This window comes from Streptococcus suis, from assembly GCF_024509555.1.
Lineage (GTDB): Bacteria > Bacillota > Bacilli > Lactobacillales > Streptococcaceae > Streptococcus > Streptococcus suis_AD.
On the sequence record NZ_JAMWEL010000001.1, the window covers coordinates 18000 to 40391 of the forward strand.

A 22392-nucleotide genomic window follows, 5' to 3' on the forward strand; every position below is an offset into this window, starting at 1 on the left:
CTTACAAAATAAAGGGTTCAATCTTCAAGTCGACCACATCACCATACTTGGCTAGCAAGTCATTTGCTAGAGGGTGATAGAGTGTTCGTAGCTGTTCAATCTTGTCAGGGAACTGCTTGCCGATGTAGTCAAACTTGCACTCGATGGTTAAGAAAAGTTGGTGGAAGAGTTCGTTAATCTCATTCAAGCGGGTAATCATTTCTTCATCCTCTTTTAGAAAATCAGGGATTTCTGAGCGATTGTTGACAAAACCGTCGATGAGTTTTACAGGGAATGAGCCGTATTCTAAGACAAATTCGTACATAGTTTTCTCCTTTGTTATCATTATCCTAATTGTAACACAGATTGAAATAAGACAAAAGAATTTCAACTTTATTGCAGTTTAAGTTTTGTTTAAATTTACTTTTAGTTTCGTTTAAAGGTTATTCAGTAAACTAAGTATTGTCATCGAGGCAGATATTTGCTTAGAAGTTTTAAGATAAAGAGGGAAAAACATGAAAACTAGAATCGTACAAAAACAATTTAAACGTAAAGAAACAAAATATATCGTTGACAAGGAAACATTTGCTCTTTTAGAAAAAGATTTGCAGAAATATATGGTTTCAGATGAATTTGCAACTTCAACCATTACGAATATTTATTTCGATAATGAAGAATTCGATATGATTCAAGATTCCATTGCCAAAAAGAATGGACGAGAAAAAATTCGGATGCGTGTCTACGATTCTAAACCTTCTGAATCAAGTCAAGCTTTTCTTGAAATCAAGAAAAAAGAAAATAAAATTGGTTATAAATACCGCTTAACTTCAAACCCTGTTTCTGTAACAAACTATATTGAAAATGGAGTGATTGATTCCACAATTAAAGACGATAAAGTTACATCAGAACTAGAGCAATTGAGAGAACGCTACGGGACTATTAAGCCGAAGATGTATATCTACTACGATCGTGTATCCTACAAAGGAATCGAAGACAAAAAGGTTCGTCTCACAATTGATAAGAACTTACTTTATCGAGATTACGATGTAGATGCCATGGAGGGCAAATTTGGAAAGGACCTTTTGGATCCAACAAAAGTCATCATGGAAGTAAAAGTTCCAGAAGAACGACCAGACTGGTTGGTAGCCCTGCTCGAAAAATACCAGATCGAAAAACAATCATTTTCAAAATATGGCAATGCCTATAAGCTTGCCCACAACATCACTGGAGAGGAAGTAAATCAACATGCAGCTGTTTAACAGTATATTTTCAACGGCCAATAGCAGTATCACCTTAACACAGATGGCGCTGGTCTTTGCAGTCAGTCTGTCTATGGGGGTGCTCTTAGCAGCTGTTTATAAATATAAATCTAATTATACAAAGGAATTTGTCATCACACTAAGTTTAATGCCAGCTTTGATTGCAGTAATCATAGCATTGGTAAATGGTAACTTAGGAGCGGGTGTTGCGGTAGCAGGGACCTTCAGTCTAATTAAATTCCGCTCAGCGGCAGGTTCATCAAAAGAAATGCTTGCAGTCCTCTTAGCGATGGCTATTGGTCTAGCGACAGGGATGGGCTTCCTAGGTTTGGCTGTCTTTATGACGGTCATCCTATCTGCTTGTATTTTGATTTTTGAAAATATCAGTTTTGCCCAAGTCAATCAAAATCGTCGACATCTCTTGGTAACAGTGCCAATGAATTTTGACTACGACCAATTTTTTGAGAAACAATTTGGTACATCCTGCAAGCAAGCGGATCTCATTTCCCTCAAATACAAGAAGAAAAAAGAAGCGCTGATCTTAGAATATCAAGTTCTCCTCGATAAAAAAATTACAGATAAACGCTTGGTAGATACAGTGTTATCAGCCGGTCCCCTGGATGTCGTATTGAACAAGCAAATGCCGAAGAAGAAGTATTTGTAATATCAAAGAAGCCCTGGATTTCCAAGGCTTTTTTCCATTTCATAGAAACTATTCTTCATAAAAATCAACACTGTAATCCAGCAAGTTATCTCCGTCATAGCGGAAGCAAGCGGAAAAGAAGGGTTTGTCCTCTAATAGCCATTCTTGAAAATGCCGGTCGCCCTCCCAGGTTGGTTTGGAGAGCACTTGCTCATAAGGAACCCATTCTAAATCGCCTTCGTTGCAGTCAATAAGACTTCCTTCAAAACCGGTAATCTTAAAGACATAGGTGTACCAGTCTGTGTTTGGAGTAAAGTCTGGGAAGGTGATCACTCCTTTTAGAGCATGCTTCGTTACAGTAAGCCCAGTTTCCTCAAAGACTTCTCGAATAGCGCAAGCCTGCGGTGTTTCACCGGGTTCCAGTTTGCCACCAACTCCAATCCATTTACCTTGATGGACGTCATTTTCTTTCTTGTTTCGATGAAGGAGAAGAAATTCCTTACCATTATCAATGTAGCAAATCGTAGCCAGTTGGACAGGTTTCTTGGTCATAGTAGCTCCTTGTAGTTAGTTTGTTCCTATTATATCACAAAGGTGAGAGTGTCTGGCATTCTGAACGGGGACAGTTTGTTGTTTAGAATGTTGAAAGCCCTTTTCTGAAAACAGTTTTTAGGGTATAATAAGAACATCAAACTATTTAGGATGCATTATGTCAAAACAAGAACAAATCGAACAAACCATTTATCAATTATTAGAATTATTGGGTGAGGACCCGAATCGTGAAGGTTTATTAGATACGCCTAAGCGGGTTGCTAAGATGTATTTAGAAATGTTTAACGGTTTAGAAGAAGACCCCAAAGACCAATTTACAGCTGTCTTTTCAGAAGGTCATGAAGAGGTTGTTTTGGTCAAGGATATTCCTTTCCACTCCATGTGTGAACACCATTTGGTGCCCTTTTATGGCATTGCACATGTAGCCTATATTCCTAGCAAGGGGCGTGTGACCGGTCTTAGCAAATTGGCGCGTGCAGTGGAGGTAGCAAGTCGTCGTCCTCAATTACAGGAGCGTTTAACTCATCAAGTTGCTCATGCACTTCAAGATGCCCTTGAACCAGAAGGCGTTTTTGTCATGGTCGAAGCAGAGCATATGTGCATGAGTATGCGTGGTATTCGCAAGCCAGGTAGTAAGACAGTGACCACAGTTGCCCTTGGCAAATATAAGGAAGATGCTATTTTGCGCCGTGAACTCTTGTCCATGATTCACAATAAATAGGAGGTTCTATGTCAATCGAACAGTTAGCGAATCAAGTAACCATTATGGGGATTCTCAATGTGACGCCAGATTCATTTTCAGATGGTGGTCACTATAATGAGGTGGAGTCTGCCTTGGTACAAGTAGAAAAGTTGTTGGCTGAGGGTGCTACCGTCATTGATGTTGGTGGTGAGTCCACTCGTCCAGGTGCAACATTTGTGTCTGAAGAAGACGAGATTGCTCGCGTGGTTCCGATTATCCGCGCTATCAAAGAAAACTATGATTGTCTTGTCAGCGTTGATACCTATAAAACAGGCACAGCACGTGCAGCCTTGGAAGCAGGCGCAGATATTTTAAATGATGTTTGGGCAGGTCTTTATGATGGGGAAATGTTGGCTCTGGCTGCGGAGTACAAGATTCCTATCATTCTCATGCACAATCAGAAAGAAGAAAGATATGTGGATGTTGTTGGAGAGGTCAAAAACTTTCTAGCAGAGCGAGCTCAGGTTGCTTTGGATGCCGGTGTTACTGCAGATAAGATTTGGCTGGATCCAGGCTTTGGCTTTTCAAAGAATGTCCAACATAACCTAGATCTCTTACAAGGTTTGGAACAGATTACTGCCCTTGGTTATCCTGTTCTTTTTGGAATTTCCCGTAAGCGCGTGGTGGATTATCTGCTTGGAGGAAATAGTTTACCGACTGACCGCGATCAAGCAACGGCAGCCTTGTCTGCCTGGGCAGTCCAAAAAGGCTGTAAAATGGTCCGTGTTCACAATGTCGCTGCCAACCGTGACATCGTTAACGTTTGGGACCAATTGACTTCTGGAGGTCAACATGGATAAGATTTCTCTCAATAAATGTCGCTTTTATGGCTACCATGGTGCCTTCAAAGAAGAACAAGTTCTTGGTCAAATTTTCACAGTTGACTGTGATTTGTTTGTTGACCTGACAGCAGCTTCACAAACTGACAATTTAGAAGACACAGTTCACTATGGTATGGTCTTCGAAACCATTAAAGCAGTTGTGGAAGGCAAGCCCTACATCCTTATAGAAAAGGTAGCAGGTGTTATTTGTCAGGAGATTTTTGATAAATTTCCAAAGGTGGAGAAGATTCGCTTGGCCATTTACAAGGAAAATCCGCCCATTGCTGGACATTATGATTCTGTCGGAATTGAATTGGAGCGTGAACGACCATGAAGCATCTAGCCTATCTCAGTATCGGAGGGAACATGGGCAATCGGCAAGACTATTTACAGGCAGCCCTAGACAAATTAGCCAGTCACCCAGCTTGCCAGCTTGGCTTAGTTTCCAACATTTATGAAACTCCAGCTTGGGGCAAGACCGACCAAGATGATTTCCTAAATCTAGCCTGTCAAGTGTATACTGATTTGTCTGCTCAGGATTTTCTAAGCGTTTGCCAGAACATCGAACAAGAGTTGGACCGAGTACGGATTGAAAAATGGGGCCAACGCACCATTGATTTGGATATTATTTTTTGGGATGAGGAGAAGATTCAAGAAGAGGATCTGATTGTTCCCCATCCTTATGCACATGAGAGGGCATTTGTTCTTTTGCCGTTGGCTGACATTTCTAGAGATTTTTGCCATCCTATCCTTGGTCAAAAAGTAGAAGAGTTAGTAAGAAATTTAGGAGATACATCAAACATCAAGAAAATCTCTCTTGAATAAAAGGGGAAAATAAGGAGAACTATGGAAATTTTTGCAATTTTAGGAGTTTTACTGGCCGTTGTGACCATTATTTACTGGACATCAAAAAATTTACATGTTATCATTGCTGCACCACTAGCTAGTTTAATCATCGTTCTGACCAATCAGATGAATGTTTTGGAAGTTATGTTGGGCAAAGAGCAGTCTTATATGGCAGGCTTAGCAGGTTTTTTGATTAATAATTTTGCTATCTTTATGTTGGGGTCTATCTTGGCACGGTATATGGAGGCAAGTGGAGCTACGCAGACGATTGCCAATAGTATTTTGAAGGTAATGGGAAAGGATAGTCCCTATAAGGGCTTGTTAGCTATCACTTTGATTGCTTCTATTCTGACCTATGGCGGTGTGAGTATTTTTGTAGTTATTTTTACCCTACTTCCCCTGTCACGCCCACTTTTTAAAGAGTTGAATATCAACTGGGCCCTTTTTCCGATTCCTGTCTTTCTCGGAGCAAGTACCTATACCATGACATCCTTGCCAGGGACACCTTCCATCCAGAATGCTATTCCGACAAAAGTTTTGGGAACTAGCTTGACCGCGGCACCCGTTATCAGTTTAGCAGCCAGCTTGACGTTATTAGTATTTGGCTTGCTCTACATGGCCTACTGTCTCAAGAAAAGTCTAGCAAATGGAGAGACGTACACGGAAGAAGAGGATGAAACTGCAGTAGTGGTAGCTGATAAGACACCAAATCTATTTTTATCAGTCCTGCCTCTATTCAGTCTTATTGGGACGATTTTCCTAATGAGTAAAACTCCGAATGTCCTGACAATCGGTTTGTTGGTCTCTATTCTTCTATCAGCCTTGATGTTTTATCCATATCTGCCAAATCAAAAAGAAATTTTGAATGCTGCGACAACAGCATCTATCGTGCCGGCTTTTGCAACTTCTAGTACAGTAGCATTTGGGACGGTGTTAACCTTATCAGCAGGTTTTGCAGTCATTCAAGAATGGATTCAACAAATACCAGGATCGCCGCTGATTAGTTTATCTGTTTCGACAGCATTGGTTAGTGGTATTATCGGTTCCTCTTCTGGTGCAGTAGGTATTGCTTCAAGTAATTTCCTTCCTGCCTATTTAGAAATGGGGATTCATCCGGAGTTGCTGCATCGAGTGGTAGTTGTTGCATCAGCTATTTTGACAGTTGTACCGCAATCGGGTGTCATGATTACCTTCCACAATCTTTCGAAATTGAGTATGAAACGTGGACTCAAGTATTCATTTATCCTAGTGACAGTCGGACATATCTTGGCACTCATGGTTGTTTTAGCCTTGGTAGGCCTACTTTACTAGAAGAATTGAGATGGGATTTTCATTTGAAAATCCTATTTTTTGCACAAAACTTAACCATTTTATAATTAACTGGTTGACTAATAGCATTAAAAATTATATACTTTACTGGTAAAATACTTGTTAACTATAGAAGGAGAGTATTGTGAAGAAGAAACGAAATCTTGCCTTGACAGGCATAAGCTTATTGTGTGGTTTGACCTTGTTGGCTTGCCAGCAGAAACAAGCGACACAGGTGCTTGACGAAAAAGTAAAGCAGGAACAGGTTCAGAAAGAGGAAATAGTCTATGTCGTTGCGGAGTTGACAGAGGATGGTTATGTCCTTATTCACGGTGACCATCAGCACCTGGAAAAAGGTTTTGTTCCCTACGATGCCAAGTTTTTGAAGGAAACCTTGTTAGAGGATAAGAACTACCAATTCAATGAAAAAGATATCTTGTACAAGGTACGGACAGGTTATATCATTCAAGTGAAGGGGAAGGTCTATTATTATCCTAAGAAGGCTGGGGCTGGTCTTGTTACTTTAGAGGAAGCCCGAAAACTAACGGCAAATAATCCTGAACATGACCACCATGGACACAATCACAACCATGACCACACTCATGAAGAGCAAAACCAGTCATCGACCAATCAAGTAGGTGTGGCCGGGATTGATAGACCAACCAGCGACGGTTTTTTATTGAGCGATACCAAGCAAATTTCAAGCAAGACGGATACAGGCATTATCGTTGAGCATAATGGTCACAGTCACTTTATCTTTTATGGTGACTTGAAAGGTAGTAAGTGGGAGTACCTTATCCCAGCTGGAGCTGATGTGACCAAGAAACAGGGAAATAGTACATCTAGTCAGTCATCCAGTCAGGATGGTCAGGACCATTATCAATTCAATCCTGCTGATATTGTAGCTGAAGATGCTAATGGCTATACCGTTCGCCATGGAGATCATTACCATTATATTTTGAAGCAAACTGTCGGTGGAAGTCTGGGAAATCCTGTTCATACAGGTGCTAGCCAGTTTGCTAGTTCTACAGCGGCGGCACCGGTTATGCAAAATCACTTGGTGACTTTACCTGTTTCCCCAATAGCTAACCTACCAGTTCCAGTAGTTACTGCAGGTGCTAATCAAGCAGCGTCTGTGGTTTTTCGTCAAGGGATTGCTGGGATTGACTATCCGACCAGCGATGGCTTTCTCTTTGATGGAAGTGGGCTTATCGGTCAGAATGCGGTTGGTTTGCTCATTCAACATCAGGGGCATATCCATGTCTTGCGTAGGGAGCAAGTAGCTGCTTCCAAGTGGGCTTATTTGTTAGAAAATCAAGCCAGTCAAGTAAGTCCAATCCGTCCCCTGCCAGATGTGGTGACAACACTAGTTGCAAAACCAGTGGAAAAAACGGAAGTAGTAGCCGTTCCAAGTACCTCCAGCCAATCACAAGCAGCAAGTCCAGCACCTGTCACTCCTGCAGAGGCGACTGTGGTGGATGAGGTTGCGGACAAGCGAAACTATCTAGCTCAAGCTCTCGATTTGCAGATCGGCTCCATTACGCTTTTGGATACTCCCCAAGGTCAGGCCTTTATGTATCCCCATGGTGACCATGATCATGTGGTGCTCTTGAAGAATATTGACCTGACCAAACCTTTTGAAAGTGAAGAAGAGGAGCATAGTACCCCTACTCCGAACACTTCATCAATCAGTGAAACGACTTCATCTAGCTCAGAAAAGCCAACAAGCTCCAGCACCTCAACGCCAACTACTAGTAGCCAAGCAACAAGTGAGTCAGAAGCATCAACCACAACCAGCCCATCCTTGTCAGAGGTGGCTGAAGCGCCTAATTCAGCACCTGTCACTCCTGCAGAGGCAACTGTGGTGGACGAGGTTGCGGACAAGCGAAACTATCTAGCTCAAGCTCTCGGTTTGCCGGTCGGCTCCATTACGCTTTTGGACACCCCCCAAGGTCAGGCCTTCATGTATCCCCATGGCGACCATGATCATGTGGTGCTCTTGAAGAATATTGACCTGACCAAACCTTTTGAAAGTGAAGAAGACTTGGAAAGAAAAATTGATTACATTTCCAAGGTCTATGGTGTGCCAAAAGAAGCTATTCGGGTTTCTGATACTACTTTTAGTTTCAATGATCCAAGTCATGCCTATGACCCGACCCATGTCCATCCTTATGTGATTTTACGGTCTATGTTGATTATCCCTGAAGTAACTGGTGATCCGGAAACGGACTTTGAAGCGGAGCTTTTGGCGGTAGCCAAGCGGACAGGTATCGCACCGTCAAAACTCATCATTCGTGACAAGAAATTCATCCTGCCGCATGGAAGCCATGACCATGTCTTGCATATTCAGGCTGTGGAGGGCATTGAGCCCTATCTGACCAATAAATTGCCAGCTATTTCAGGTAGCTATCTGGAGGGGGAATTTGATCGAGCGAGTGTGGATAGTCAGCTTGAAAGTTTGCGTCAAGTGGCAGCTGAAAAGTATGGGACAAGTAGCAAGGAGTATCGTCGTATCAAGCGAGCTTTGGACGATTTTGCTAGCAATCTAGATGACCTGGTAACCAATTCGACCAAGGGCTATCTAGCAATGTTGGAGCAATTTGAAAAGGTTCATATCTTAAAAGAAACTACTAACAATCCAGAGGAACAAGTAGACCCACTCTATCAATCAATACTTGAACAGATTCGCTTGCTTGATATCAGCAACCTACCTGTCAATAAGGAAGACCTGACTAGTCAACTCAACCAAGCCAGTCAAGGTAAGGACAGACAGGCCTTGCTCAACCTGGAACACCTCTTGCAAGAATTGAAACATTTCCAAGACCGTCCTGATATTACAGCCATGGAGTATATGGATTATTTACTTGGTCAGTTGGATCAGCCGTATGTACCAGCTGATTTGCAAGAAAGATTAGCGAGTACACTGGATCACTTATTCCAAGCAACCTTAGGCGGCAATGGTTCCATCAAGCCACTGGACTTATCCAAAGAATTGGTTGACTTGAAAGTTGCACTCCATCTGGCCAAGGCAGCTAATCAGACCTACCCTATCCAAACCAGTCCTGCTTCTGAAAAAATGCAGGAAAACAGGGCAATCATGGAGGCATTTGTGAGAGATATCCGTGAGATGTTTACTAGACAGATGACCTTCCCTGAAATTGTGGAGAAAGCAGAGCATGAAACTCCAGTAACCTCTCCTAGTCATGTGACGGATAATCAGACCTATCAAGAGCTACTGACTCTACTTAGACAAACAGATTTAACTGGCACCCAGACCTCACAAACCGCCTGGGTTGAGCGGATTAACCAGGCAAGCTTGAAGGGGGATGAGCGTGAGTTAGCAAGTATTTCCCATAGTTTGAAGGAAATTCAGCACTTCCAAGACCGAGCAGAAATTCGATTGATGGAATACATGGCTTACTTGCTTACTCATATTGACAGCACTTATCTTCAAGCGCCTACTCGTCAGGAAGCGGCTCGCCTCATCAATCAAATCTATGGTTTGGTTGTGCGAAGGGAATTGGCAACTAGTCCAATTTCTTTGGCAGAAGACTTAATTGCCAGCAGTATTGCAGTTGCCAATGATGTAAAAGGGCAAATTAATCAGCAGTTTGAAATGTCGGATGACTATGGCATTATGCAGATGAATCGTCTAGAAATGAATATGTTTGTCGAAGGAACCAGAGATTTCTTTGTCAATCCGTTAAGTTTGCCTGAGGAAGTTCTGGTAAAAGTAGGGCAGACAAGTCCTGTTCCAGCAATTGAAGAAGGTGTAGGGGCAGCCAGTCCAACCAGTCAGGATAGACCGGAAAGTTCATCTAGTCCAATCCATGACCATGAAAGTGGCAGCAAGGAGGAAAGCTCATCCAGTTTATCACAAGCAGTTGAAGAAAACTCTTCGTCAGAAACTGGCTCAGGCTCCGAACAGGCAACCAGTCTTGCAGAGCTTGTTGAGGCAGAAGCGGTTGCTCCAACCAATAGTGATGTCCTAATATCAGAAGAAAGTGCTTCAAGCGATGGAAGCAAGCCTACAGAAGTGCAAGAAATCCCTTCGCCAACAGAAGAAACAAATGCCTCATCAGCTTCAGCTTCGGAGCCAAGCAGTCCAGCAGTAGCAGAACAATCTCTGCCTAGTGAAAGTGCTGGGGAAGAAGAAGTGGAATTATCCGATGAAGACCTAGAATGGCTATCCGATATTTTCGGTGAATTTACAGGTTCAACTTCCGAAGAGGAAAGTGAAGACATCGGCTTGACCTGGAAACCGATTGGTAACATTGAAGGATGGTCTTAATAATCCCTTCTAACCACGGACAGTTTCAAGGATGGTCCTAATAGATTTATCAGAATTGCAAATAAAAGCCCTGCCAAATGGCGGGGCTTTTATGCACGAATATCAAGAAGTGGCTTACGACCAAAACTTCTCTGCAATATCTTGACCTTGTTTAATTTTTGCCCACTGTTGCGGGATGGCCAATTCATTACCTGAATCGCACGATGCAAATCCACATTGGTGAGATAAGTAGAGACGATCTTTGGGTATGATTTTACTTGCTTCCTCAAGGAGTCTGAATACTCGTTCCTCATCATCTAAGTCTGATGTCTTACTTGACAGCAAACCAAGTACAACTTCAACGTTTGAATCACGTAAGCTTTCTAGAGCTTTGAGATCGCCAGCTCGCTCATCATCCCATTCAAGGAAGAAACGACTGTATCGTTGGTTTTTAAGGAATTTCTCAGCAATAGCTTCATAAGTTCCACCAGCTGCAGAGCGGCTTTCATAGTTTCCACGGCAGTTATGGGTCCAAACTGTTAATCCGATTTCGTGACCATAGACTGCCACGGCGTTGTTGATGGCGATAAATTCATCTGCAAGCGCACCTAGGGCATCAGGGTCGTCTTGCGGTAAGAATGGAACTGGGTTTGATGGGTCGAAGAGTTCCCAAAGGCAATCGTCAAACTGGATAATCTGTCCACCAGCAGCCTTGTACTGGTCTAAAAATTCTTTATAAGCAGCGATGAGACCGTCTTTCAATTCATCACGAGTCTTGTAAACCTGATCAGGTCCAACTTGTCCATTGAAAATTGTCAATTCATTAAAGGCGTGGGCTGGACCGAAAATAGTCTGTTTGGTTACAGTATCTCCTGCTAATTCTTTCACTTGTTTGAAAATATCAATGAAATGGTGATTTTTTGCAGAAAGTGGAGCAGTAATACGCAAACCAATGTCCTTACGTGTTTCGTATGGTTGCCCATCGTGGTCTTTGAAAGGATAGCCGTGTTCAGCAATGTACCGTTCGATTCCCTCTAAGCCCCAGAGAAAATCTAGGTGCCACATTGAACGACCAAATTCTCCGTCTGTTACAATATCCAAACCGTTTTCTTTTTGTTCCGCAACAATTTTTTGGATAAGTGAAGCTTCCGTTTCTTTGTACCCATCGAAGTCATCATAGAATGGGTATTTGATGTCATCACGAGCTTCGATCTGACGTTTGAATTCTCCTAAAGTAGATGGACGCAGTAGTGAGCCTACTAATTGAAATCTTGATGTAGTCATGTAAAATCTCTCTTTCGATTCGTGATGAACTTATTCTAACCTAGAAAGTCTCATTTGAAAAATAGTTAAAAAATGGCAAAATATATAGTTAGAAACTATAACAAAATGAAATAGAGAAATCCCTTTCGCTCACATGTCAAGTGTGTTATAATTTTAGGAGTGTAAAATCCGAACATTGTATATTTTAGGAGAGTGAAAAATGAAAAAACAATCCCCATTCCTTATAGCAGGAATTGTTATGTTAGGAGTTGTCATGCGTGCTCCATTTACGGCCTTACCATCCATTCTAATAGATATTGCAAACAGTCTAGGAGTTGAGGTTAGTTCGCTAGGAATTTTGACTTCAATCCCTCTTATCATGTTTGCGCTCTGCTCTTCTTTGGCACCTCGTCTGGCTGCTAAATTTGGAATGGAAAGGCTAATGGCCTTTGTTCTATTGGTCATGGCTCTTGGTTCTGGGATGCGAGTGTTTAATCTATCTACTTTATTTCTTGGTACTATGTTGGTTGGAGCAACCATTTCCTTTATCAATGTACTCTTACCTAGTATAGTCGCAGCAAATTTTCCTAAGAAGATTGGTTTCTATACTACCATATATATTACATTAATGGGGGTTGCGGCGACGGTTGCGTCCATGTTAGCTGTTCCAATTGTATCCGCAAGCTCTTGGCAGACCTTTATCATCTTGATAACAGCTGTAGTCTTGTTAGCCTTTCTGCTCTGGTTACCCAATATTCGCAATAATCACCGTTTTGAAGTAAAAAAACAGGATAGGCAAGCAAGTTCAATTTGGAAAAATAAAACGGCCATTGCTTTTCTGATTTTCGGTGGCTTACAGTCAGTTCTTTTTTATACTGAAATTACCTGGTTACCAACCATTTCTCAGTCAGTAGGTTTTACCAAGGCTGAAGCTGGTTTGATGGCAGGAATCTTTAACTTGACTGCCATTCCAATGTCCATGATCATACCAGCAATTTTATCGCGTCAGACTAAGGAAATGCGTCGAAACATTATGCTAGGAACATCATCCGCAACTCTTCTAGGTCTTGCTTTGATGACATTCTTACCAAGTAATTTTATACTTTGGAGTATCCTCCATATTATTCTTAGCTTTTCAAACGCTGCCCTTTTCCCCTATATGATGTTGGGCTTTACCTTGAAAACTAGCAACAGCCAAGCAACTGCTCAGTTATCAGGCATGGTGCAGACCGGTGGCTATCTCATTGCTGCATTTGGACCAGGTCTTCTTGGTTATAGCTTCCCTCTATTTGGAAGTTGGATGCCTCTGATTCTGGCACTTGCAGTCGTGACTCTTGCCATGATGTGGACTATTGTTCTGATCGAAAAAGAAGATATCATTGTCTAAATGTATAGGTTGGCAATTGCCAGCCTTTTTTATATCTGTTATCGTTGACGAGTAGACTAGAAAACTTTATACTCTTCGAAAATCAAAATCAGACGTTGTTGACTTGATTTGATGAACTTCAGTTCTATCTGCATCTGCGTCGCCTAGTCTGTTTTTGATTTTCATTGAGTATTAGAAATTCTAATAGGAATTCAGAAAGTGTGATTAGGTCATTAAAAATGTAAAATGCATCAAAATAGTTAAATGATCTATTTTAAACATTTAAAATAAGCCACAGCAATGAAATGACATGTTTTAAAATGTAAAAATACGCAAATGCATTGCAATGACATGTTTTAAAATGTAAAATTACGTAAATGCAATGAATTGACATAGTTTAAAATGTAAAAATACTCAAATGTATTGAATTGACATATTTAAAAATTGATTTTCCTGTCACAACAATGTATTCACGTGTTCTAAACATTTATTTTTTAGTTTTTAGAAATGAAAATGTTCATAAAAAAACCTATCTCACATAGGAGATAGGATTTTATACTTATGGACAATGAACTTAAATTCAGCTTATTGTCCTGAGCAATTGTAAAAAATTAATGTGCAACACGACGGCGCGCAGCTTTTTTACGATTTTCTTCAATGAAGGCTTCTTTCTTTTCTTCTGGTTCAATGATTGTTTTGTGAACGGTGAAGACTGCACCTGCTGCAAGAGCAACTGTAGAAAGAACACCTGTTAAGAAACCTTTACCAAAACCTTTAGCCATAGTTATTTCTCCTTTACTTGTGTTATAATAGATTTTAGCGAAAAAACAAAATATTTTCAAGGAAAAAGATGAAAACTAAAGTTATTGTGGTCATTGGACCAACTGCGGTAGGAAAAACTGCTTTAGGAATTGAATTGGCCCAGCGCTACAAGGGAGAAATTATCAGCGGTGATAGCCAGCAAGTCTATCGCAAACTGGATATCGGCACGGCAAAGGCTTGCCCTGAAGAGCAGGCTGCTGCGATTCATCACCTGATTGATGTCCGAGATGTGACCGAGGGCTATTCGGCTTATGAATTTGTAGCAGAAGCCAAATCCCTAATTACCGACATTACTAGTCGTGGCAAGTTGCCTATTATCGTGGGTGGAACAGGCCTATATATCCAGAGTCTACTTGAAGGCTACCATCTGGGCGGTCAAGTTGACCAAGAGCAAGTTCTGGCTTATCGAGCGGAACTCGACTGCTTGTCTGACGAGGTTTTGGAAACAATGGCAGAGCAAGCAGGTTTGATGGTCGAGGGAAACAGCCGTCGGAGAATCATTCGTGGGTTAGAGTTGAAAAAATTTGGCAAGAACTTAGAAAATACAGAGTCAGAATTTGAGCCTCTTTACATCTGCCTGACGGATGACAGACAGGTTCTTTACGACCGCATCAATCAGAGAGTGGATAAGATGATGGCGACGGGCTTGCTCGATGAAGTTAGCTGGCTCTACCAAGAACACCCAGAAGCCCAAGCTGCTATGGGAATTGGCTACAAGGAGTTTTTCCCATACTTAGCAGGTCAAATCAACCTAGAAGAAGCAGTTGATAAGGTCAAGCAAAATAGCCGCCGCTTCGCCAAACGCCAATTGACTTGGTTTAGAAATCGGATGCAGGTTCCCTTTTATTCAGTAGGCGAGCCAGATTACAAGTTGCAGATTTTCACCGCTGTGGAGGAATTTTTAAATGATTGAAACGCAGAAAGAACAAGAACGTGCCCTCCTGGTTGGAGTGGAACTACAGCAGACAGATAATTTTGACATGTCCATGGAGGAGTTGGCAAGCCTTGCTAAGACAGCTGGCGCTCTGGTCAAGGGAGTCTACACTCAAAAACGAGAAAAATACGACAGCAAGACCTTTGTCGGCTCAGGGAAACTAGAAGAAATTGCCCAGATGGTTGAAGCTGATGAGATTGATACCGTCATTGTCAATAACCGACTGACACCCCGCCAGAATGTCAATCTGGAAGAGATTTTAGGTGTCAAAGTCATCGACCGTATGCAGCTGATTTTGGATATTTTTGCCATGCGGGCACGGAGTCACGAAGGAAAACTACAAGTTCATCTGGCCCAGCTCAAGTATATGTTGCCTCGTTTGGTTGGTCAGGGGATTATGCTCAGCCGTCAGGCAGGGGGAATCGGCTCTCGTGGACCGGGTGAAAGCCAGTTGGAGCTCAACCGTCGAAGCATTCGCAACCAGATTCACGACATCGAACGCCAACTCAAAACGGTGGAGAAAAACCGAGCGACTGTCCGTGAACGCCGCCTACAATCAGGCGTCTTCAAAATCGGTTTGATTGGCTATACCAATGCTGGTAAGTCCACTATCATGAATGCCATGACGGATAAGCGACAGTACGAGGCCGATGAACTCTTTGCCACACTGGATGCCACGACCAAGCAGATTAACTTGGCTGACAAGTTCAACGTGACCTTGACCGATACGGTTGGGTTCATTCAGGACCTGCCGACCGAGTTGATTTCCGCCTTCAAGTCCACCTTGGAGGAGTCCATGAACGTTGACCTCTTGCTCCATGTCATCGATGCTTCTGACCCCAATCACAGTGAGCAGGAACAGGTGGTCTTGGACATTCTCAAGGACTTGGATATGTTGGACATTCCCCGTCTAGCTCTCTATAACAAGCTAGACAAGACCGATGATAGCTTTACCCCCAGTCAGTTTCCGCATGTCATGCTGTCCGCAAAGGATGAAAATGCCAAAGGCCATATTCAGATGATGGTCTTGGCCAAGATTAAGACCATGTTTGAACGATTTGAGGTCAGAGTACCACTGGCTGAAAGCTATAAATTGCATGAGCTGGCTAGTCTAGCCCTGATTGAAGAACGATGTTACGAAGACGATGTCGAAGTAGTATCCGGCTACATTGCCAGCAATCATAAATGGAAGTTGGAAGAATTTTATGACGGATTATCTTGATTTGGCAATCAAATACGGTGGCTTTACCAGTCTGGACAAGGTTTATCTGGCTAAGAAATTAGAAGATTTGACCGACCAGCAGAAATTGGATTTTATCACGCCACCGCCTTCGGTTATCAATGCCTATTTTGCGGAAATCTACCAGAAACAAGGGGCAGAAGAGGCGACGGACTATTATCTGACTCTTTCTCAGCAGCTGAGCCTTTTTCCAAAAGAACCCAGCTTTGCTGAAGACAAGCCCTTTGTCCGCCTCAACTTATCAGGCAAGTCTTTCGGATTTGCCTATGTGTCGGCTGACGGTCTGGCCCAGGTTTTTTCGGAGCAGGAAGAGGAAGTGACAGATAGCCTACTCTTTGAAATCGCCCAAGTTTTTCCCCACTATGTCGTCTTTGTGGAGGATGGCAATATTTTTATGAAAGTCAATCCCTTTGAGGACGCCGAGTTAGAGGAAGTTGAAACAGACTACCTCTTGACCCAGGTGGAAAAGACAGAAGGTTTGGTCAAGATTTCAGGCTTTAATCAGGAAGAAGTGCTGGAAGTAGCGGAAGGTTTTTCTGGTCAGTCATTTTTTGCCTGGTCGGGTCGCTCAGCGATAATATTTATAGAAAATAGAAAGTAAACAATGCAAATTCAATTTTTAGGTACGGGGGCTGGACAGCCCTCCAAGGCTCGAAATGTATCCAGTTTGGCCTTGAAACTCTTGGATGAAATCAATCAGGTTTGGTTATTTGACTGTGGCGAAGGAACTCAAAATCAAATTTTGGAAACGACTATTCGTCCACGTAAGGTCGCAAAAATCTTTATCACTCACCTGCACGGTGATCATATTTTTGGTCTACCAGGTTTTTTGTCTAGCCGTTCTTTCCAGTCAAGTGAGGAGCAGACTGATATTGATATTTACGGTCCTGTTGGCATTCGTTCCTTTGTATTGGCAAGTCTGAAAGTATCTGGGACACGCCTACCTTATCGCATTCATTTTCATGAGTTTGATGTTGATACGGTAGGTCAGGTCCTGGAAACGGACAAATTTACGGTATTCGCTGAAAAACTGGACCATACCATTCCTTGTGTCGGCTATCGTGTCATCCAGAAAGATTTGGAAGGGACCTTGGATGCAGAGGCTCTGCGCGCGGCGGGTGTACCATTTGGTCCTCTCTTTGGGCAAATAAAAAATGGTCAAAATGTGACGCTAGGAGATGGGACTGAAATTATCGCGAGTGACTATATTTCTCCTCCACGGCCTGGTAAGGTGGTGACCATTCTTGGTGATACGCGCAAGTGCTATGCAAGTGTCCGTTTAGCTGTCAATGCTGATGTGCTGGTGCATGAGGCGACTTACGGAAAAGGCGATGAGAAGATTGCTCGCAAGCATGGGCATTCGACCAATATGGAAGCCGCACAGGTTGCTAAGGATGCTGGTGTCAAACAGCTGCTTCTCAATCACATTAGTCCTCGCTTTTTGGCCAAGGATGTCAGTCAGCTGCGGAAGGATGCTAGAACCGTCTTCGAAAATGTCCACATTGTTAAGGATTTAGAGGAAATCGAAGTATGAGAACCATTCTGATAACAGGTGCTTCTGGAGGTTTGGTGCAGGAGATGGTACCTTTGCTCAAAGATGATTTCTTGATTTTATTAGGGCGAGATGTGGAGAAAATCGAGCAACTCTATGCCTTTCATGAAAAAAAGGCTGTCTTTGATGTAGACATCCGAGATGAAATAGCTCTGACGGCATTCTTTGAGGAAGTGGATAGCCAGTTTGAGCAGATTGATATCTTGGTCAATAATGCAGGCTATGCCATTTACGATGATTTTGAGAATTTTTCCAGCCAGCAGGTGCAGGCTATGTTTGACATCAATACCTTTGCTCTGATGACCATGTGCCGTTTAGTAGGTAAACGGATGAAGGCAAGACGGAGCGGGCAGATCATCAATATCATTTCTATGTCAGGATTGATTGCTTCAAGCAAGTCATCCGTTTATTCGGCGACCAAGTTCGCGGCCATGGGATTTTCCAATACTATTCGCTTGGAACTGGCTCAGTATGGTGTGACAGTTACTACGGTCAATCCAGGTCCAATCGCGACCAGCTTTTTCGATCAAGCTGACCCGGATGGAAGCTATCAAGAGAGCGTCAAAGCTTTCTTACTCCAGCCAGACTATGTGGCTCGTAAAATTGTTGCAGCCATAGGGACGAAGAAACGAGACATCAATCTGCCTTGGTCACTAGCAGTTGCTCATAAACTCTATACACTCTTTCCGAGGCTGGCTGATTATTTGGCAAGTACTGTTTTTAATTTGAAATAAAGAAAAGTGAACACATAATATGACCTAGATGGATTAATGCCATTCTAGGTTTTTTTGATCTAATCGGTTGACATTTTTTGACTACAAGTGTAAACTATAATTATAAATCGATTACAAATGTAGACAGAAATAGGAGTTATCTTATGAACCATTCAAAAGAAAATAAGCAGGAACACCAACATATGATGCATTCTGAGGAAGTTGGTCAGACCAGCCATCATTCTCATCATTCTCATCATTCTCATCATTCTCATCATTCTCATCATACTCATGATTCTCATGATGCTCATCAGCATCACCAAGGGCATGACCATGACATGATGGATCATGGTGGGCACATGATGCACATGGGGGATATGAATACAAAGCTCAAGGTGGCAGTGGCAGTCATGATTCCCCTACTGGCCATTTCTCCAATTGCAGGTTTCACTCTCTTACGTTTTCCGGGTGTTGAACTTGTCCAGCTGATACTAGGTTCTATTATCTTCTTCTACTCAGGAACACCTTTCTTTAACGGAGCTAGAGGGGAGTTGCAAGCTAAAAAACCTGCAATGATGACCCTGATTTCCATGGGGATTATTGTTTCCTATCTTTACTCAGTTTATGCAACAATTTTAGCGCTATTGGGACAAGAAAGCATGAACTTTTGGTTTGAGTTGTCTACGCTGATTGTCATTATGCTGATTGGGCATATCATTGAGATGAAGGCGGTTATGGGAGCAGGCGATGCCCTGAAAGACTTGGCCTCTCTCATTCCGAAAAAAGCCCATCTCAAGGATGGGACAGATGTTGCGGTAGAGGACTTGCAGATTGGGGATTTCCTCCTAGTCAAGGAAAATGAAAAAATTCCGGCTGACGGTAAGATTTTGAGTGTTGCTCATATTGATGAATCCATGATTACTGGGGAATCTCGAGCTGTCAAAAAAGAGGCAGGAGATAGGGTATTCGGTGGTTCGCTCAATCAAAACACGCCCTTTGAAATGGAAGTGACCACTCTTGGTAAGGACAGCTTTTTGGCGGAGGTGACCGAAATGGTCCGTCAAGCGCAAAACCAGAAATCCAAGCTTGAAAATATGGCTGACCGCGTAGCCTCTTGGCTCTTCTATGCAGCTTTAATTGTGGGGATTTTGGCCTTTATTTATTGGACCATGACGGCTAATCTTGCCTTTGCCTTGATGATGGCAGTTTCTGTTTTTGTCATTGCCTGTCCGCATGCCCTTGGTTTAGCCATCCCTCTTGTTGTGGCGCGTTTGACCACGATTTCTTCAAAAAATGGTCTTTTGGTTCAGAACCGAACAGCTCTTGAACAGGTTAACCAGATTCGGTTTGCCTTGATGGATAAGACCGGAACATTGACCGACGGAAAATTTCAAGTTCGTCACAGTCAAGATTTGGTTGAGGGAGCGGATGTGCTGGCCAAAATGGCAGCCCTAGAAGTTCATTCAACCCACCCAATTGCCCTTTCCATAGTGGAGGCGGCAGGTCAACATTCCTATCAAGTAGAGCAGGTTGAGAATATCCCTGGTAGTGGGATTCGAGGAGTCTTGGATGGAAGGGTTTATGAAATCATGTCTTACAAAGGTCTGCAGGAAATAGGTTTGTCAGTGGATCAGGACGTGATTGCTCCCTATCTTGATTTGGGTCTAACCGTGAGTTTTTTGGTGACTGATCATGTGGTCTTGGGATTTGTAGCCTTGGGAGACCAGATAAAAGAAGATGCTAAAGATTTTGTAGCAGGCTTGAAAGCGCAGGGTATTAGTCCTGTGATGTTAACGGGTGACAATCCAGCTACCGCACAAAAAGTGGCCAGTCAGTTGGGCATAGAGGATTACCGAGCTGAACTTAAACCAGAGGATAAGGCAAAACTGGTCAAGGACTATCAGGCGCGTGGGGCAGTTCTTTTCATCGGCGATGGGGTCAATGATTCGCCTGCTCTAGCGACGGCAGATTTAGGCTTTGCCATTGGCGCAGGAACTTCTGTTGCCATTCACTCTGCAGATGTAGTCTTGGTTCAATCCAATCCATCAGCGGTCTTGGATATGTTGAGCATTGCCAAGACAACCATCCGCAAAATGAAGCAAAATCTCTGGTTTGGGGCAGGTTACAACATCATTGCCATTCCCTTAGCTGCTGGAATCCTCTATCCAAGCATGGGCATTATGGTGGATCCTTTATTGGCGGCTGTGCTCATGAGTCTATCGACGGTTATTGTCGCTATCAATGCTATGGGCTTACGTTACGGTAAACCGTAGAAATTTTGACAGATAATATATATAAGTAAAACACCGGTCTATGTCGGTGTTTTATGATGTAGGAGATAGGGGTGCTGTTTTCAAGTAAGAACTGCGAGAAATCTACTGCGATAATTAGTATGATATTTGACTATAATCTGGTATAATGGGAAAAAACATCGTGAGAGTGTAGTATGAAAAAATTGTGGAAAATTATTTATAGTCGGGTTTTTATAGTTCTTGCCCTTTTATTATTGACAGTCTTTGCGATAGTTTGGGTGGTTGGCTCACTAGCAGTTTATGTCCCAGCTATCTTGACGGCATTACAAGTTTTTTCTATTATCGTAGCCATTTCCATTATCAATCGCCCAATGAACGCCAGTTTCAAGTTGACCTGGATTGTTTTTGTCATCGGATTTCCAGTTTTTGGAGCCCTCTTTTACTATATTCTTCAATCCAATATTGAAACCCGTCGCTATCGCAAAACTTTTCAGCGACAGGCGGAAATCATGCGCCAGTTTGGAAAGACCTCTGACAAGGTAATGAATGGCTTGGCCAAAGAGGATAGGGAGCAGCTGAAACTGGCCCATTACATGAGCGAGTATGTTGGTTATCCTCTTCATACCAATACAGATGCGGTTTATTTTTCGTCAGGCGAGGCCAAGTTTGAAGCTCTTTTAGAGGAGTTGAAAAAAGCAGAGCAGTATATCTTTATGGAGTACTTCATTATTGATGAAGGCTTTATGTGGGAGTCGATCTTGGACATTCTCAAGGAAAAGGCGGCTCAAGGTGTAGAAGTCCGATTTATGTATGACGGAATGAATTCACTCAGTAATCTCCCCTATTTTTACTATAAAAAATTGCGGAGTTTTGGCATACAGACCAGGGTCTTTTCTCAGATTATTCCCGCCCTTTCTACCGTTCAGAACAACCGTGACCACCGTAAAATTACGGTCATCGACGGCAAGGTGGCATTTACAGGCGGTGTCAACATTGCAGATGAATACATTAACAAGATAGAACGTTTTGGTCACTGGAAAGATGCGGCCATCATGGTCAAGGGCGAGGCCGTTTCCAACTTTACTCTCATGTTTTTGCAGATGTGGAACCACAATGAGAAAAAGCCAACGGATGATTTGAAATACTTGAAAGCGGCGCGTGAGGCGGAAGTGGAAGAAGTGACTGGTCAAGGCTATTTTCTGGCCTACGGTGAAAATCCCTTCGATAATGACGAGGTTGCCAAGCGTGTTTATTTGGATATGATCCAGTCTGCAACGGATTATATCTACATCATGACTCCATATCTGGTCTTGGATGATGAGATGATTGATAACCTGACCTATGCTGCCAAACGTGGTGTACGGGTTAAATTACTCTTACCGCATATCTATGATAAGCAATCGGCTTATCTGGCCGCTCGGATGGATTTTAGAACTTATTTAGAAGCTGGCATTGAGATTTATGAATACACACCGGGCTTTGTCCATTCAAAAGTCGTTTTGGTAGATGATAAGAAGGCGACTGTTGGAACGGTCAATATGGATTTTCGTTCCTTCTATCTCAACTTTGAGTGTGGCTTGTATGTTTACAATCACAAGCAAGTTCTGGTAGATATTTTACAGGATTTCGAAGACTCCTTTGCCCAGTCTCAACGGATTACCCTAGTCGGTTTTGAAAATACTTATCCTTGGTATAAGCGTCTAGCTGGTGCCTTGATGAATATTATTTCACCATTATTATAAATACAATTTAGACAGGTAGAAAATCTAATTTAGAGTTGACTTTCTACCAGTCTATTTTTTATTTTAAATGGTATAATAGAAAGACATC

19 protein-coding genes and 1 pseudogene are annotated in these 22392 nt (G+C 42.5%); 16 read left to right on the plus strand and 4 right to left on the minus strand.

What is annotated here, in order from left to right:
* Nucleotide 1: 1 nt before the first annotated feature.
* Nucleotides 2–304 (minus strand): hypothetical protein, encoded by a 303-nt coding sequence (locus NF418_RS00105; protein ID WP_256777900.1) that lies wholly within the window; start codon nucleotides 302–304, stop codon nucleotides 2–4.
* Nucleotides 305–494: 190 nt separating this feature from the next.
* Between NF418_RS00105 and NF418_RS00110 the strand changes: the two genes are divergently transcribed.
* Both NF418_RS00110 and NF418_RS00115 read left to right on the plus strand, forming a co-directional pair.
* Nucleotides 495–1238, plus strand: a complete 744-nt coding sequence (locus tag NF418_RS00110; protein WP_256777901.1) for a polyphosphate polymerase domain-containing protein — start codon at nucleotides 495–497, stop codon at nucleotides 1236–1238.
* Nucleotides 1225–1902 (plus strand): DUF4956 domain-containing protein, encoded by a 678-nt coding sequence (locus tag NF418_RS00115; RefSeq protein WP_256777903.1) that lies wholly within the window; start codon nucleotides 1225–1227, stop codon nucleotides 1900–1902. Before NF418_RS00110 ends, NF418_RS00115 begins: the two co-directional genes overlap by 14 nt.
* A gap of 48 nt (nucleotides 1903–1950) precedes the next feature.
* On the opposite strand, the gene NF418_RS00120 is transcribed toward NF418_RS00115, so the two are convergent.
* The gene (locus NF418_RS00120) at nucleotides 1951–2433 is read right to left on the minus strand and encodes an NUDIX hydrolase (RefSeq protein WP_256777904.1); all 483 of its coding nucleotides are present in this window, start codon (nucleotides 2431–2433) and stop codon (nucleotides 1951–1953) included.
* A 157-nt stretch (nucleotides 2434–2590) separates the two neighbouring features.
* Here NF418_RS00120 and folE point away from each other — a divergent pair, with 157 nt between their 5' ends.
* The 6 genes from folE (at nucleotide 2591) to NF418_RS00150 (ending at nucleotide 10441) form a co-directional block, all read left to right on the plus strand.
* Nucleotides 2591–3154 (plus strand): GTP cyclohydrolase I FolE, encoded by a 564-nt coding sequence (gene folE, locus NF418_RS00125; RefSeq protein WP_002938082.1) that lies wholly within the window; start codon nucleotides 2591–2593, stop codon nucleotides 3152–3154.
* Nucleotides 3155–3162: 8 nt separating this feature from the next.
* Entirely contained in the window at nucleotides 3163–3975 is an 813-nt protein-coding gene (folP, locus tag NF418_RS00130; protein ID WP_256777906.1) for a dihydropteroate synthase, read from the plus strand.
* On the plus strand, nucleotides 3968–4330 hold the full coding sequence (gene folB / locus NF418_RS00135) for a dihydroneopterin aldolase (protein WP_256777907.1): 363 nt from the start codon (nucleotides 3968–3970) through the stop codon (nucleotides 4328–4330). The genes folP and folB overlap by 8 nt, the downstream gene beginning before the upstream one ends.
* Nucleotides 4327–4821 (plus strand): 2-amino-4-hydroxy-6-hydroxymethyldihydropteridine diphosphokinase, encoded by a 495-nt coding sequence (folK, locus tag NF418_RS00140; protein WP_256777908.1) that lies wholly within the window; start codon nucleotides 4327–4329, stop codon nucleotides 4819–4821. The genes folB and folK overlap by 4 nt, the downstream gene beginning before the upstream one ends.
* A gap of 21 nt (nucleotides 4822–4842) precedes the next feature.
* A complete protein-coding gene (locus tag NF418_RS00145) occupies nucleotides 4843–6153 on the plus strand; it encodes a GntP family permease (RefSeq protein WP_256777909.1) in 1311 nt (436 codons plus the stop codon).
* A gap of 142 nt (nucleotides 6154–6295) precedes the next feature.
* Nucleotides 6296–10441, plus strand: coding sequence for a pneumococcal-type histidine triad protein (locus tag NF418_RS00150; protein ID WP_256777910.1), 4146 nt, complete (start codon nucleotides 6296–6298; stop codon nucleotides 10439–10441).
* 114 nt (nucleotides 10442–10555) lie between these two features.
* Here NF418_RS00150 and NF418_RS00155 read toward each other — a convergent pair whose 3' ends face one another.
* Nucleotides 10556–11704 (minus strand): cobalamin-independent methionine synthase II family protein, encoded by a 1149-nt coding sequence (locus NF418_RS00155; RefSeq protein ID WP_256777911.1) that lies wholly within the window; start codon nucleotides 11702–11704, stop codon nucleotides 10556–10558.
* Nucleotides 11705–11903: 199 nt separating this feature from the next.
* On the opposite strand from NF418_RS00155, the gene NF418_RS00160 reads away from it, so the two are divergent.
* Complete coding sequence (locus tag NF418_RS00160; RefSeq protein ID WP_256777912.1) at nucleotides 11904–13070, plus strand: MFS transporter; 1167 nt, start codon at nucleotides 11904–11906, stop codon at nucleotides 13068–13070.
* 590 nt (nucleotides 13071–13660) lie between these two features.
* Here the strand turns inward: NF418_RS00160 and NF418_RS00165 are convergent.
* Nucleotides 13661–13831: a DUF3042 family protein gene (locus NF418_RS00165; protein ID WP_002941416.1), complete on the minus strand. Its 171-nt coding sequence runs from the start codon at nucleotides 13829–13831 to the stop codon at nucleotides 13661–13663.
* Between the two features lie 68 nt (nucleotides 13832–13899).
* On the opposite strand from NF418_RS00165, the gene miaA reads away from it, so the two are divergent.
* From miaA to cls, 7 genes and pseudogenes are all read left to right on the plus strand, one after another.
* Nucleotides 13900–14784 (plus strand): tRNA (adenosine(37)-N6)-dimethylallyltransferase MiaA, encoded by an 885-nt coding sequence (gene miaA / locus NF418_RS00170; protein WP_256777913.1) that lies wholly within the window; start codon nucleotides 13900–13902, stop codon nucleotides 14782–14784.
* Nucleotides 14777–15806: pseudogene (gene hflX, locus NF418_RS00175) on the plus strand (GTPase HflX); the annotation flags it as partial. The gene miaA and the pseudogene hflX, both read left to right, overlap by 8 nt.
* A gap of 204 nt (nucleotides 15807–16010) precedes the next feature.
* Nucleotides 16011–16646, plus strand: a complete 636-nt coding sequence (locus NF418_RS00180; protein WP_256777915.1) for a cystathionine beta-lyase — start codon at nucleotides 16011–16013, stop codon at nucleotides 16644–16646.
* Nucleotides 16647–16649: 3 nt separating this feature from the next.
* Nucleotides 16650–17579 (plus strand): ribonuclease Z, encoded by a 930-nt coding sequence (gene rnz, locus NF418_RS00185; protein ID WP_256777916.1) that lies wholly within the window; start codon nucleotides 16650–16652, stop codon nucleotides 17577–17579.
* Entirely contained in the window at nucleotides 17576–18331 is a 756-nt protein-coding gene (locus tag NF418_RS00190) for an SDR family NAD(P)-dependent oxidoreductase (protein ID WP_172082728.1), read from the plus strand. The genes rnz and NF418_RS00190 overlap by 4 nt, the downstream gene beginning before the upstream one ends.
* A gap of 143 nt (nucleotides 18332–18474) precedes the next feature.
* On the plus strand, nucleotides 18475–20583 hold the full coding sequence (locus NF418_RS00195; RefSeq protein WP_256777917.1) for a copper-translocating P-type ATPase: 2109 nt from the start codon (nucleotides 18475–18477) through the stop codon (nucleotides 20581–20583).
* A gap of 173 nt (nucleotides 20584–20756) precedes the next feature.
* Nucleotides 20757–22304 carry a cardiolipin synthase gene (gene cls / locus NF418_RS00200; protein ID WP_256777918.1) on the plus strand — a complete coding sequence of 516 codons (1548 nt, stop codon included), beginning with the start codon at nucleotides 20757–20759 and terminating at the stop codon, nucleotides 22302–22304.
* Nucleotides 22305–22392: the final 88 nt, after the last annotated feature.